Below are 13,827 nucleotides of genomic sequence, written 5' to 3'. Positions count from 1 at the left end.
ACTCATGACTGTTGACTGTTGACTGTATTCATCATCATTTAATAGCCCGATCTGGCTAAGTTTTTAAATTTGGTAAACTGTGGGTCAAATAGGAGTTTTACTGTACCTGTTGGGCCGTTGCGATGTTTCGCTATAATTACTTCCGCTAGGCCGCGATCGGGGGTATCACTGTTATAGTAATCATCACGGTATAACATAATAACTAAATCCGCGTCCTGCTCAATGGAGTTGTGAACAACGATGTTATTAGCAATAAAATTATGTAGCTCAGGAACTGTTAAATCAAACACTTCTTCCTCGCCACTATATTCAATTGAAACTATTTCATCCCAATAAACATCACTCTTGGCAAGAGTGAGTAATTCACTAGATTGAACAACTTCAGCAACTTTCAAAGCTCTTTCTCGACTCAAATTCGCTTTGTAAAGCGCCAAGCCACAATAAGATGTGCCAATGTTTGAATGTAATTGTCTTGTTGTTAATTGCACAGATTGCATTGCAGGTACAACAACTTTTTTCCAAACATCTTTGGGGATTATATCTCTATTAGTATTGTGAATGCAATTTTCTAGATGTTTAAAAATTTGTTGTAGTGAATTTAGTTTGTATTCTCCTACTGCTCCAACCTTTTTAATAAATAAATCAAGGTCAGGCTTACCAGTTATTTTTACATGATACTGATTTCTCCCTTTGCCCACTTGAGGAACTAGCTTGAGTGTCGCATTAATACCAAGCTTTAACAAAAGAGTTTGTACATCAACAGCTAATCTGTAACTACTAGTTGCATAATATGCAATAGGTCTTGGTTTTTTCCCTCCGACTAATTTAATTGAACCATCTGTACTCCACAGATGTCTAAGAAAGCAAGATATTAACTCTATTGGTTGTGAGAACAATTCTTGAGGGACAAATTTTTCGTAAGACCTTAAACCAAAAACACCAAGAGAGTCTAGCCATTTTGCTACAGGATTTCTGAGATTACGAGTTAAGCGTTGTGTTGCAGACAAATAAACTTGATACCAGCTGCGTTCAGGGGAAATTCTTGGAGTAATTTCATCCCCAAAAACTTCTTTTGCTAAGAAAACAACATTCTCAGCTAAATCTATCTCTCTGGTAGTGTACTGTATGGCATGACGTGGCAATGTACAACCATCGCCAATTAAATGCCCTAATAATGCCACTTCAGCATAAGTCATGGTTTGTTTACCAAAACTGGGTATATGCCGTGGTAAACATAGATGTTGTCTAATACTTAACTCATCTAATCTACGCCAGCCATGAATTGTCAGGAATTTGTGATTAGCTGTAGCACGAATTTTGCACCCCTTACGAGTTGTTAATGTAAATACGGGCTTTACACCTGTAGAAAAGGCATGGCTAACTATTGCTTTTTCTAATTTTAATGTTGATTGATTTAAAGCCCAAATAGCAAAACCAGACCTACCTACTAATTCCTTAATTGGTATTTGTAAACCGTCCGGAGCTAAAGTTACTAAACTATCACCAGTCAGACAACCTGATTCTCTCAAGTCAGACAACATAGGACGCTTGTTGGTGCGTGCTTCTACGCCACGACTCAGCTGAGATAGAGCTATTACAGGTACGGATAATTCTCTAGCTAAACCTTTGAGAGAACGGGTAATTTTCGATAATTCTTGGACGCGATTATCTCCGCCTCCTTCCATTAATTGCAGGTAATCTATCACTATCAAACCTAGTTCTACACCCTGTTCGGCTTGTAGTCTTCTAGCTTGAGAGCGCATTTGGGTGACGGTAATATTCGGCGTGTCATCAATAAAAATGGGCATTTCAGACAGCATACTAATCGCCCGGCTTAATGGTTCCCATTGTGTTTGACTGAGGCGACCACTCCGCAGATAGCCACTTTCGATTTGGGCTTCACTAGCCAGTAGACGTTGTACTAGTTGCTCTTTGGACATTTCTAAACTGAAAACAGCAACAGGTAGCTTCATGGAAGCGGCGATATTATGAGCTAGGTTCAAGCAAAATGCTGTTTTTCCCATTGACGGTCTCCCAGCGACGATGATTAAATCAGAACGCTGAAAGCCACTAGTCATCGCATCTAAATCATAAAAGCCGCAGGGAATACCCGGTAAAGCAATGCCTTGATTGCGCTCCTCAATTTCTTGGAAGTTGTTAATTAGGGTGTCTGCAATGTGAACTAAACCTGATTGGGGTCGTTCTTGAGTAACGCCAAAAACTTTCTGTTCTGCTTGGTCTAGTACTATGGGTAATTCTTTTTCTGTCTCGTAACCGAGATGGACAATTTCATTGCCAGCTTTAATTAATTGCCGTCGCAGGTATTTTTCCATCACTAACCCTGCTAAGGCATCGATATTCACAGCTGAGACTGTGCGGTCTACCAAGGTGGCTAATTTGTTTCTACCACCTATGCGGGTCAGTAAGTCATTATCAGTGAGCCAACTTGTGACTGACAGCAAATCTGTGGGTTTACCTTGACCGTGGAGACGCAGCGCGGCTTGATAGATATCCCTGTGGGCGCTAATATAAAAAGCTTCGGTAATCAGAACTTCGCTTACTCGACCAATCGCTTCTGGATCTAGTAAAATGCCCCCTAAAATTGCTTCCTCTGCCTCGATGTTTTGGGGTGGAAGGCGATTACTGCCGTCGCCTTGAAAACTCAATTCTTCAGACATAGGGGGAGTCTCAGGGTGTAGGGGTGTAGGGGTGTAAGGGTGTAAGGGTGTAGGGGTGTAGGGGTGTAGTAAGTTTAAGTCTCTTCTGCTCCCCTGCTCCCCTGCTCCCCTGCCCCCTTTAGCTAGCTACAACTTCAATATCAATTTGTGCTGTAACGTCTGAGAACAGCTTAATTTCAGCTTTGTAAGTACCCAGTTTGCCGATGTCGGGAATGGTAATACCACGGCGGTCTACTTCTTGACTGGTAGCTGCTTGGATAGCGTCTGCAACATCTTGGCTGGTAACTGTACCAAAAATCGCTTCATTTTCACCAACTTGCTTGGCAATTTTCAAGCTGCCAACTTTTTCTAAAGCTTCTTTCTGCTCTAATGCTTGTTGTCTGAGTTCTAATTGACGTTGCCGTTCTTGTTCGCGGCGGCGTTCTACTTGCTTGAGAATACCAGGGGTAGCATGAGTTGCTAAACTCTGAGGAATTAAATAATTCCGAGCATAACCAGGAGCTACGTCTACTAAGTCGCCGGATCTGCCTAGCTTGCTGACATCCTTAGTTAAAACTAATTGTACGCGTTTCACCATGTTTTCTATTTTTCCTGTAAAATCTCATTAACTTGGGTTGCAGCAGGAGCGCTCACGTTAGTGTAGCCTTATTCCCAGCATTTCTATACCCTAAAGCTTACAGATCCTAGCGAACTGCCGGGGGCGATCGCAACTCTTTGCTATAAATTTTTTAGCCGGACTAGGGATTGAGGAAGCAGAGGAGCAGAAGAGAACAACTTTTAACCAATTACCAATCACTAAAACTTATCTTTCAATCCGCGAATGCGGGCAAAGGTTTGCACGGGGTCATTACTATTAACTGCTGACTGTAAGGATGGTTGTTCCCAACGTAAAAAGGGATTGGTCAGCTTTTCTACTCCCAATAAGGAAGGGACTGTGGCTATTCCTTGACTACGCTTTGTCTTAACTTCGTCAAGGCGTTTTTGTAATTCAGTGTTCTCACCATCTACACTGAGTGCAAATTGTAAATTTTTTAAGGTGTATTCATGAGCGCACCAGACACGGGTATTTTCTGGTAAGAAACGCAGCTTAGTTAAAGATTCCACCATTTGCGCTGGTGTACCTTCAAATAAACGACCGCAACCACCAGCAAACAGAGTATCACCGCAGAATAATTCTCCTGGTGTATCGGCTGTTTGAGGAGGGAAGTAGTAAGCGATGTGAGCGCGGGTATGTCCTGGTACAAAGATAACTTCAGCTACTCTATCAGCAAATTGGACGCGATCGCCTGGTTGTAAAAATACCTGTTGTCCTGGGATTCTGCCTTTATCTTCAGCGCCACCATAAACTTTTAGTTGGGGAAAGTTTTGGATTAATTGCTGATTGCCACCTACATGATCATTGTGGTGGTGTGTGTTAAAAATTGCTACTAATTCTGCGTTTAGCTGTGCAAGTTGCTTAAGTACTGGCTCGGCTTCTGCTGGGTCAACAACGGCGGCGATATTTTTTTGGCTGTCGTGTAATAAGAAGATGTAATTGTCTGAAAGTGCGGCCAAACGAATCACCTGCATAATTTTTATCTCCGTAGCCAGTCAATATTTTTAGTCTATTAGCGATCGCTAATTCTGGTCATTAACTTAAGCTTGAGACAAGCCATATAAAATACCAGGATTTTATTTTTGCTGTTTCACTTTTTATAAACCATGATATTATACAACCGTAATTACACTGGAAGTGTAATCAGAAATTATAAATATACTCATTATTTATCAGTGATAATTCTCTGGGAGAGAGTATAAATGTAAAGTTAGATTAAATGTGTTCTTTTTTGCTCCCAAAATGCCGAAAATCTATAAATATACAGATATTAACTTCTATCTTTAATTATAAGTTTTGATGAAGTTGCAATATTGTCTACGTATCTACTTTTTAGCCAGAGGAGTAGAGTCTCATTTCCAGATAAATTCACCACTATAGGAGAATATATGACTACTGACTACAGATACACTTACACCAGTGTTTATAGTCAAACAGAAACTACAGTTAAGCAAATCGTAGATAGAATCTTACGTTCCGGTAAAATGAGTCCCCAAGACCATGCTTTGCTAACATCTGCCGTTTTTAATCATCTTGATATTGATGAACAAGAACGCCGCCAAATTAATCGGATTTTTGACCATATTCAGACAGGGCAGTTAAAGCTAATTAACTGGTAGTATAAAAATTTATTAGTAGTATCTTCATAAGGGTAGGCAATGTTTCCCTATATGATTATCTTGATGGATATTGCCTACCCTAGATATATTTCAAACATTAAAGTATAAATCCCAGATCAAGATTTATCATTAGTATCAGGACTTAGTTAAATTATCACAACAAAATTGCATCGTGAATCTACAGGCTAACAAATCCAAGCTAAAAGTTTCCATAGTTGTCAGCGACTTATCCAGTGCTGGAGCAGGAAGATGGGGAGGCGGTTCTGTACGTTCTTTTCTTTTAGCTCAAGCCCTACAAAAGCTAAACTATCAAGTCGAAATTTTAGGATTTGTCTTTGGCGAAGCAGCAGTGTTTCCTCAATCAGAAATTCAGATTAATCAATTCATAGGTTATAACTATCCAAAATTTTTAGTTTCAGCCAATCAACTCTTGAAGAGAATTGATGGTGATATTATTTATGCGATGCGACCTAAACCTACAACATTAGGTCTATCTTTATGGAAAAAAATCAGTACTCGTCAGCCAGTAATTTTAGATATAGATGATTGGGAATTAGGTTGGCACGGTGGAGAAAACTGGCAATATCGCCCTTCGTTAAAACAACTTTATCGAGATATTTTTAAGCCGGATGGAGCATTACGCAATCCTGATCATCCTTTGTATTTAAAGTTTGTGGAAGGAATTGCACCAAAAGCTAATGTAGTTACTATTCATACTAAATTTTTACAAGAACGCTTCGGTGGTGTATATATACCTAATGGTAAAGATACTGATTTATTTAATCCTATTCACTACAACGCAGAAGAAAGCCGAGCTTGTTATGGGTTATCCGACTACAGAATTTTAATGTTTCCTGGCGCACCCAGACCATATAAAGGTGTGGAAGATGTCTTAATGGCGTTAGACATTCTCAATGAGCCTGATTTGAGACTAGTGATTGTTGGTGGTAGCCCTTATGATGACTATGATGCTCAACTGAGGGAAAAGTGGGGACGTTGGATTATCCAGTTACCAAAATCTCCACCAACGGAAATGCCCAAAATTGTGGCTGCTGCTCACATTATTGTTGTTCCCCAAAGGAATACACCAGCAGCTTTAGCACAGTTTCCCTTGAAACTAACTGATGGGATGGCGATGGCCAAGCCAATTCTAGCCACAAGAGTGGGGGATATTCCCGAAATCGTTGGGGAAACGGCTTATTTAGTTGAACCGGCTTGTCCTGAGGAAATAGCAACGCAAATTAAGTTGATATTTGCAGATTTGGATGGAGCGAGCGAGCGCGGTCGCCAAGCTAGAATAAGATGTATAGAAAAGTACAGTATATCTGCTATGGCAACTACTCTACAGTCGGTTATTGCTAATTTGTAAGTATAAATAGATATTGCTGGCAAATAAAAGGAGAAATTAATGAATGCCTGGATACTTTATGTTAAAAATGACTCTAGTGTTACCCTCATAAACTAAATGCTTACCAGACGCATCTTACTAAAATTTGCGAAACCCTACCCAGGATTAATTCTACTGACGATAATATTAGGATTTTCTGGAGCTTTATTTAATGGGATTAGTACAGCACTGATTGTACCAGTAATTTTACGAATAGTAGGACAACCAGTAGACTTGAAAGGCGCTCCGGGGTTGCTCAAAGCCATTATGACCCCATTCGATAATGTGCCAGAAAATTATCGGATTGCAGCAATGGCGGGAGCAATCATCTTGACAATTGCCTTAAAAAATTTAGCCACCTATACCAGCACACTATCATCAAGTTCTCTAACACGCAGGCTGACTGCGGATATGCGAGAGGCAGGTATAGATTTACTACTCAATATTGACATAGATTATTATGCCAAAACCAAAGTTGGTGACTTAATCAATCGTTTGGGAGGTGAAATTGGCCGTGCCGCTAGTTATGTAGGCAATATCATCAAATTAGTTATTCTCAGTATTACAATTTCTGTTTTTATCTGTCTATTACTATCAATATCTTGGCAATTAACTATCATGGCGGCAATCTTGCTGTCGCTCGTAACCTTAGTTAATCAATTTGCAATTAGCCGTTCTCGCAAGTTTGGCAAGATATTAAGTGAAATGTCGAAAGCCTACTCCATTGCTGTGCTAGAAACTCTCAATGGCATTCGTCTTGTCAAGACCACAGCGAATGAAAGAAAAGAATTTAATAGAATTAAACGGCTAATCCGTGAGCGCGAATTAGCAGATTTTAAAGCTCAGATGAACTCCAACGCTATCACTCCCTTAAGTGAGTTTTTGGGAGTTACATCTTTGCTGATAATTGTGCTGTTAAGTAAAACTTTTTTTGCTGATCAAATTAGTACGCTTTCGGCTGTTCTCTTAACATATTTACTAATATTATTACGTCTGCTACCCCTAGTTTCCCAACTCAATAGTCTCCGGAGTAGCTTCGCTAGCATGAATGCTAGTGTGGACTCAGTAAATGACCTACTCAGATTAGATGATAAACCATTTTTAACCAATGGAAAAATTGCCTACAACGGCTTACAAACAGGGATCAATTTTAAATCTGTTTCCTTCGCTTACCCTGGTCATGATAAGCAGGTACTTAAAGATGTAACTTTAAAACTACCCCGTGGCACAACATTGGCACTAGTAGGAGGATCAGGCGCAGGGAAATCTACATTGGCAGACTTGTTACCCAGATTTTATGACCCAACTGGTGGTTGTATTACTTTAGATGATGTAGACCTGCGTGAATTTGATATCAATTCTATACGTAAGTGTATGGGAGTTGTCAGCCAAGATACCTTTCTATTTAATAATTCAGTGCGAAATAATATTGCCTATGGTAAACAAGAAGCAACAGAAGAAGAGGTTGTAGCAGCTGCTAAACGGGCAAATGCCTACGAATTTATTAGTAAACTGCCCCAACAATTTGATACGATGATTGGCGATCGCGGTGTCATGTTATCGGGAGGACAAAGACAAAGATTGGCGATCGCTCGCGCTCTTTTACAAAACCCTGATATTCTCATTCTTGACGAAGCAACTAGCGCTTTAGACACCGTTTCGGAACGTTTGGTACAAGGAGCGCTAGAAGAACTCAGCCGCGACAGGACAACTCTAGTTATTGCTCACCGCCTGTCTACAGTCCGCAAAGCCGACCAAATCGCCGTCTTAGAGCAAGGAAAAGTCGTAGAGGTGGGAACCCACGAAGAGCTACTACAAAAGGGTGGTTACTACTCACGCCTTTATGGAATGCAGTTTAGCAATAATTCTGAAACCACCAATAGAACCAATCAAAGCTTATTGCGAATTTCCCATGAAATCCGTACACGCCTCCACTCCATGATTGGTGTCTTACGCTTGTTATTAGATGATGTTACAGACAATAACCAAGAACACCAAGAACTGATTGCAGACTCATACAAGTCAGCATTTAAAATCATCAATACTCTAGACATTTTTGAAGATAGTCTACAGCAGCAAGTCCATTATTTATCTACGTCACTATCAGAGGATAATCAGAATAATAATACCCTGCTCGAACACCTGAAAAATATCAATGAATTTCGGATACAGTTTAACAATATATTAGTTTCTTTGCGGTCATTAACTGATAGCACAGGAGAGTTAGAACAAAGTGAGTATTTATTGTTAAAAGAGTCTCTAAATGTGTCGATGAATTTACTCGATTGTTTGGAAAATGTTGAAACAGGCATTTTCTAAAACGCTTACAGAATTATTTGCCCTAAAGTAAACAATGAAAAATAAATATATTTTCTATAGTAGAATAATCTCCCAGAAACCAGATACGGCTCACGAAATTCATGACGTTCTTTGTGCTAATGGCGCAGCTAATTTAGGATATTCCTCTGTTTTAGTATATCCAGAACCTAGCCGAGGTTCCGGGAATACATTAGATTTACTTAATCCTTTCCAACCAAAACAGCCAGATCAAAGTTTTGTAGATTTTTACGATGTGCAAGATAAGCTAAAAGTGGCATCTTTACCAATGCCCTGGCCGATTGATTGTGTAGGGGGTAAATTTACAGCATCTAGTACAGTGGTAACGCGATATTATTTACCATTTCATCTCCTAAAATATACAAAAATCGTTCACACTAGAGACTGGAACTTTGTCCAAGCAGCAATAAAAAACCGCATTCCCACTATCTACGAACGCCACTATTTTCAAAAGGAAAAGGTTCCCAAAGCCATTGCTGAAAGTCCATTTCTACAAGTTGCTGTCACCCAATCAGAAATTATTAGACAAAGTTTGATTGAACAGGGATTTCCCCCAGAGAAAGTTGTTTGGGTACATAACGGATTTGATCAATCATTCTTATTAAGACAATCGGAACAAGCCACCGCATGGCGCAAAGAATTACTCAAAGATGAACATCAGTCTCTAGTGGTTTATTCTGGCGCTTTATACCCTTTTAAAGGTATTGATGTTTTAATTGATGCAGCCAAAGAATTACCACAAGTTCAGTTTGCTATTACAGGCGGTAAGACAGAACAAGTGACAGCTTATCAACAATTGGCTCAAGATAAACAAGTAGAAAATGTCAAGTTTCTAGGTTGGATATTGCCTCGCCAACGCTTAGTCAGCTTATTTCAAGCTGCTGATATTTTGGTTCATCCCCACTGCTCTGGCAAGTCTGCTAATTTCACTAATCCTGTGAAATTCTTCCAATACATGGCTTCTGGAACTCCCATAGTAATTACAGAAATTCCTCCGTTAATGCTTTTTAAAGATATGCCTTTAGCTGCTGTGTGGTGTGAACCTGATAATCCTTACCAACTGGCTAAAGCACTGAAACAAGCATTAGAAATTTATCCAAGAAAAATAGAAGGTTATACAAATAATATTGCATTAGCTAAACCATTTTCCTGGGAAAATAGAGCCGAAAAAATTCTCAGTTACGTTGATGAATCTTTGCGTCCCCCACTCATAGCTTAAATTCAAAATTAAATTATAAATTAATGAATATTGGCTCTATGGATATAAAGAAAATTGGCATGATTACCAGCTACCGCAATCTGGCAAAAAGAGCAGATTGGCTGTGGCAACAAACACCCCAACAATTTGGTATTTGGCAGAATATTCAAATACAAGCACTGTCAGGAAAGCCAGATTTTCTGTTAATGTATCAGTTTGATTTTCCTAAAAATAATCAGCAAACATCTTTGATAGATAAACTAAAGCACAAACTACAGAATCCACAAATTAATGTTGAATCTCTACTCAGGAATGTTCCCAAAGAAAAAATTATTTATCTATTACGCGAACCTCCCCTAGATGAGATTGTAGAGAAAAATAAACGCTATTATCAAGAAGCACAAAAGTATTGCGGTTATATTTCTGGCCCTGATGATTTTGCTCCTAAGCCTGATTATATGCCGGCAATTTGGTATCATAACAACTCATTTCGGGAACTAAATGAAATGCCTGTCCCCGAAAAAGTCTTTCCTTGCAGTTGGATAACTTCTGGTATTAGTCGGACTGTTAACCATCGTCGCCGATTAAAATTTTTGGAATTACTACAAGCTAGCGAAGTTAAGTGTAATTTATATGGACGTGATTTACCTATATGGGCAAAATCATTAGGAGAATTGGGTAACAAGTGGTATGGAATGGCTCCATATTATTACAACTTATCAATTGAAAATTATGCTGACAATGATTGGTATGTGAGTGAAAAATTATGGGATGCTCTGTTGGCGTGGTGTTTGCCGATTTATTATGGTGGGCCAGCCGCAGATAAGCTATTACCACCAGGCAGTTTTTTACGCTTACCCAGTTTGGATGAAAAAGGTATTGCTTACATTCAAGAAGTGACGGCTACCCCTGATGCTTGGTATGCTGCCAAGGATGCGATCGCCGAAGCCAGACAAATTATCTTACACAAGTTAAACTTACTCAACTGGCTGTCAGAATTCGTTACTCAATTTTCCTAGACAGTGTTTGATAAATCTTATTAATCAATGGTGACTAATATATGGATGGTATTTGTACCCTTGCAAATGATCGAGTTTACGACCAGTTAATTGCTCTACTAAATAGTATTGAAGCAATTTACGGGGCACAAATGCCTGTTTGCATTTATCCCTATGACAACGAGACAACGGAAATTGCTGCGGAAATTGCCCGTCGTCCTCATGTACAGCTTTATGATCATCAAGATTCAATCAAACAATGGGATGAATTTGTTTGTCGTGTTTGGGATACTCATCCTACGGCTAAAGCACATTGGCAAAAAATTAGTGAAGAGACATATTTTCGAGTTGGTACTCATCGCCGTTTCTGTGCCTTTGATGGGCCTTTTGACCGCTTTGTCTATATGGATGCAGACACATTATTAATGAGTCCCTTAGATGCGGTTTTTCAGCAACTAAATCACTATGATTGGGTAGTTCATGACTTCCAGTATAAAGATTTATCTCATGTTTATGATATTAATTCTCCCAAATTGACAAAGTTATTTACCCAGGAACAATTACAAACAGAGATATTTTGTTCAGGATTTTATGCTGCTAAAAAAGGGTTATTTACTGCTGAAAATCGAGAAATTATTCTAGATAAACTGGCTCAGGGAGAAGCTGAAGTTCTTTATGATATGGCTCCTGACCAAACTGTACTTAATTATATGGTTATGCGGTTAGGCATTTCTAATTATAATTTCGCTCGCAGTTTATCCCATCAAGAAAAAACAGGTTGTTGCGTAACTTCCCCCCATTTTGAAGTGCGAGATAACATTTTATATGATAAAGGTAATCGACTCACATATATTCATTATATTGGGCTAAGATCAGCTTTATTTAGACAAGTTTGTACTGGAGAAAATATTGACTTTCCCTATCGAGATGTCTTTTTGCATTACCGCTATTTGCATGAACCAAATCAAAGGCCACAGTTCACAACAAAGCCAAAAGTTATCAAGACTTATCCCAGTCTAGGTCAAAGAATTTTGAAAAAATTAGGTTTAACAGTGTGAGGTGAAAGATATGAGCCGGGGAATGTATATTATAGCCAATGATAAAGTTATTGATCAGGCGATCGCACTACTAAATAGTATCCGATTACATGACACGGATACGCCAGTTGTGATGATTCCCTATGATGATAATTATCACAAGATAGCAGACATTCTTAAGCAAAACTATGGAGTCCAGCTTTATGATGATTTAGCTTTTATAGACCAACTTTCTCAAAGATTACACGAAACTTTCGGTGGGCGCTTCTTTGCCCGTCCCAATCAATTTCGTAAGCAGGCTTGTTGGTTCGGCCCATTTGATGAATTTTTATATATTGATACTGATATTGTTGTCTTTGAAAAAATCATTGATAATCTTAACTACCTTGAGTCAGCAGATTTCATTTGCTGCGATTATCAACATTCTGGAGGTATAAAAAACGTTTTTACATCCAAAGTTCTAGAAGATAAAGTGTTTACTGAGTCAGAAGTTAAAGATATATTTAACGGTGGCTTTTGGGGTTCTAAGAAAAACTTAATCTCGGCAGATGATTTATTTGCCACTTTTAGCGAGTGTGCAGCCCACCCCGAATATTTTGACTTTTCACAAAAGACTTCTGATCAACCAATCATTAATTATATGTTGCTCAAGCGCATTCCACGCCGCTTCAATATTGTGCGCCGGGAAGGTAAAGCACCAGGTAATTGGGCTGGTTCTTCTCACTTCCAAACTCAAGGTAACTTAGTATTTGATCCTCATATTAATCAACCTCTGCAATATCTGCATTGGGCTGGTATTCGTATTCAACCAGGTTGTCCCTACTGGGAAATATGGGAACATTATCGAAATCTGAATCCTGCTTTACCCGCACTGACAGTACCTACACCAGCAAAACAAAGCCAGTGGGAAAAAACTTTGAACCGCATCAAAACTCAATTAAGGCAGCTTACAAAGTAGTTGATATTAAAGCCAAAAAGCCGGATTTTAAAGGCTTTTTGACTTTAACAATCTATGATAATTGATAAACACCAAACTCTTTTCTAATAGATGAATTTATCGGTCTAAACTTTAGTGCTTCTTTGAGGAGGAAAAATATCTTATTTTTATTTTCATTGTGTATACTTGAGAAACCTTTCTGATAAATATTTTCTCCATTGCCAATAATATAAACAGCGCCGATAAATGGTAGTTCTTCTATTACCAGACCCTTCTGAATCATAAACTCTGGTAACTTTTTATGTGCGATATAAAGATTTACTAAATCCTCAGGATACTCATCATCTTGGCTAGGTAAATTGCAGGTATCAAACTTTAGAATATTACAAGTTCCGCACCAAGAGTGAAAATGTGATTTTCTATAGTAAATAAACGCACTTTTCTCCTGATAAACATATCCTTTATTCAAATACCAGCCATTAACATTTGGATGCTGATTTGTAAACTCAGCAATACGCCCACTAAGACAATCATCAGCATCAACGATCATGACATGAGTTGGTGAAAAATGCCGGGCATACATCAACCCTTTAATGATTTTTTTTCCTTTATCTTGCCTTTGTTGAAGGATATTGCGCTCAGGTATGGGAAAGTCAACTTCAACATAATTAACATGAGGATGGTTAAACTTTATCTCCGGCTTTTCATGACAAACAACAACTACTCTAAAGTTGGTATCAGTTTGTTCACAAATTGAGCGGAGGCATCTCTCAAAGAGTTGAGAAACATTCTTCCAAGATTTAGCAACTTGTTGGCTTTTTAGAGGTATTACAAAAACAAGCATAAAATTGACTTGTAAGAAATATTACTTGCGAGGGACGGGAACCCAAAATACTTCACTCAATAGAGAGCTTAAACCCGTCACTTCGGTAATAAGTAATTTCCCTATTAAGTAGGTAGACTTAGATAAATATAACTATGTTCTACCATCGATTCCCGTAGGTATCGCAATTACATCTTACATTTAATCACGCATAACTA

General features: G+C 38.7%; 11 protein-coding genes. 7 read left to right on the top strand and 4 right to left on the bottom strand.

Features of this window, described 5'->3' with window-relative positions; translation table 11 throughout:
• Positions 1-38: 38 nt before the first annotated feature.
• From ACM5QX_RS17875 to gloB, 3 genes are all read right to left on the bottom strand, one after another.
• Positions 39-2,678 carry a replicative DNA helicase gene (locus tag ACM5QX_RS17875; protein WP_414754754.1) on the bottom strand — a complete coding sequence of 880 codons (2,640 nt, stop codon included), beginning with the start codon at positions 2,676-2,678 and terminating at the stop codon, positions 39-41.
• A 118-nt stretch (positions 2,679-2,796) separates the two neighbouring features.
• On the bottom strand, positions 2,797-3,255 hold the full coding sequence (rplI, locus tag ACM5QX_RS17870) for a 50S ribosomal protein L9 (RefSeq protein WP_011317215.1): 459 nt from the start codon (positions 3,253-3,255) through the stop codon (positions 2,797-2,799).
• A gap of 218 nt (positions 3,256-3,473) precedes the next feature.
• Positions 3,474-4,247: a hydroxyacylglutathione hydrolase gene (gloB, locus tag ACM5QX_RS17865; RefSeq protein WP_414754753.1), complete on the bottom strand. Its 774-nt coding sequence runs from the start codon at positions 4,245-4,247 to the stop codon at positions 3,474-3,476.
• Positions 4,248-4,661: 414 nt separating this feature from the next.
• Here gloB and ACM5QX_RS17860 point away from each other — a divergent pair, with 414 nt between their 5' ends.
• The 7 genes from ACM5QX_RS17860 (at position 4,662) to ACM5QX_RS17830 (ending at position 12,807) form a co-directional block, all read left to right on the top strand.
• Positions 4,662-4,892 carry a hypothetical protein gene (locus ACM5QX_RS17860; protein WP_414754752.1) on the top strand — a complete coding sequence of 77 codons (231 nt, stop codon included), beginning with the start codon at positions 4,662-4,664 and terminating at the stop codon, positions 4,890-4,892.
• A 172-nt stretch (positions 4,893-5,064) separates the two neighbouring features.
• The gene (locus tag ACM5QX_RS17855) at positions 5,065-6,261 is read left to right on the top strand and encodes a glycosyltransferase family 4 protein (RefSeq protein WP_414754751.1); all 1,197 of its coding nucleotides are present in this window, start codon (positions 5,065-5,067) and stop codon (positions 6,259-6,261) included.
• 96 nt (positions 6,262-6,357) lie between these two features.
• The gene (locus ACM5QX_RS17850; protein ID WP_414754750.1) at positions 6,358-8,598 is read left to right on the top strand and encodes an ATP-binding cassette domain-containing protein; all 2,241 of its coding nucleotides are present in this window, start codon (positions 6,358-6,360) and stop codon (positions 8,596-8,598) included.
• A 34-nt stretch (positions 8,599-8,632) separates the two neighbouring features.
• Positions 8,633-9,835 (top strand): glycosyltransferase family 4 protein, encoded by a 1,203-nt coding sequence (locus tag ACM5QX_RS17845; RefSeq protein ID WP_414754749.1) that lies wholly within the window; start codon positions 8,633-8,635, stop codon positions 9,833-9,835.
• Positions 9,836-9,858: 23 nt separating this feature from the next.
• Complete coding sequence (locus ACM5QX_RS17840) at positions 9,859-10,833, top strand: glycosyltransferase family 10 domain-containing protein (protein WP_414754748.1); 975 nt, start codon at positions 9,859-9,861, stop codon at positions 10,831-10,833.
• A gap of 41 nt (positions 10,834-10,874) precedes the next feature.
• Entirely contained in the window at positions 10,875-11,870 is a 996-nt protein-coding gene (locus ACM5QX_RS17835; protein ID WP_414754747.1) for an Npun_R2821/Npun_R2822 family protein, read from the top strand.
• Between the two features lie 10 nt (positions 11,871-11,880).
• On the top strand, positions 11,881-12,807 hold the full coding sequence (locus tag ACM5QX_RS17830) for an Npun_R2821/Npun_R2822 family protein (protein ID WP_414754746.1): 927 nt from the start codon (positions 11,881-11,883) through the stop codon (positions 12,805-12,807).
• 52 nt (positions 12,808-12,859) lie between these two features.
• Here the strand turns inward: ACM5QX_RS17830 and ACM5QX_RS17825 are convergent, their stop codons facing one another.
• The gene (locus tag ACM5QX_RS17825; RefSeq protein WP_414754745.1) at positions 12,860-13,630 is read right to left on the bottom strand and encodes a glycosyltransferase family A protein; all 771 of its coding nucleotides are present in this window, start codon (positions 13,628-13,630) and stop codon (positions 12,860-12,862) included.
• Positions 13,631-13,827: the final 197 nt, after the last annotated feature.

The sequence above is a fragment of the Anabaena sp. CCY 9910 genome (assembly GCF_963920875.1).
GTDB classification, from domain to species: domain Bacteria; phylum Cyanobacteriota; class Cyanobacteriia; order Cyanobacteriales; family Nostocaceae; genus Trichormus; species Trichormus variabilis.
The sequence above is the reverse complement of the archived record's forward strand: the minus strand, read 5'-3'. Positions and strand labels throughout refer to the sequence as shown.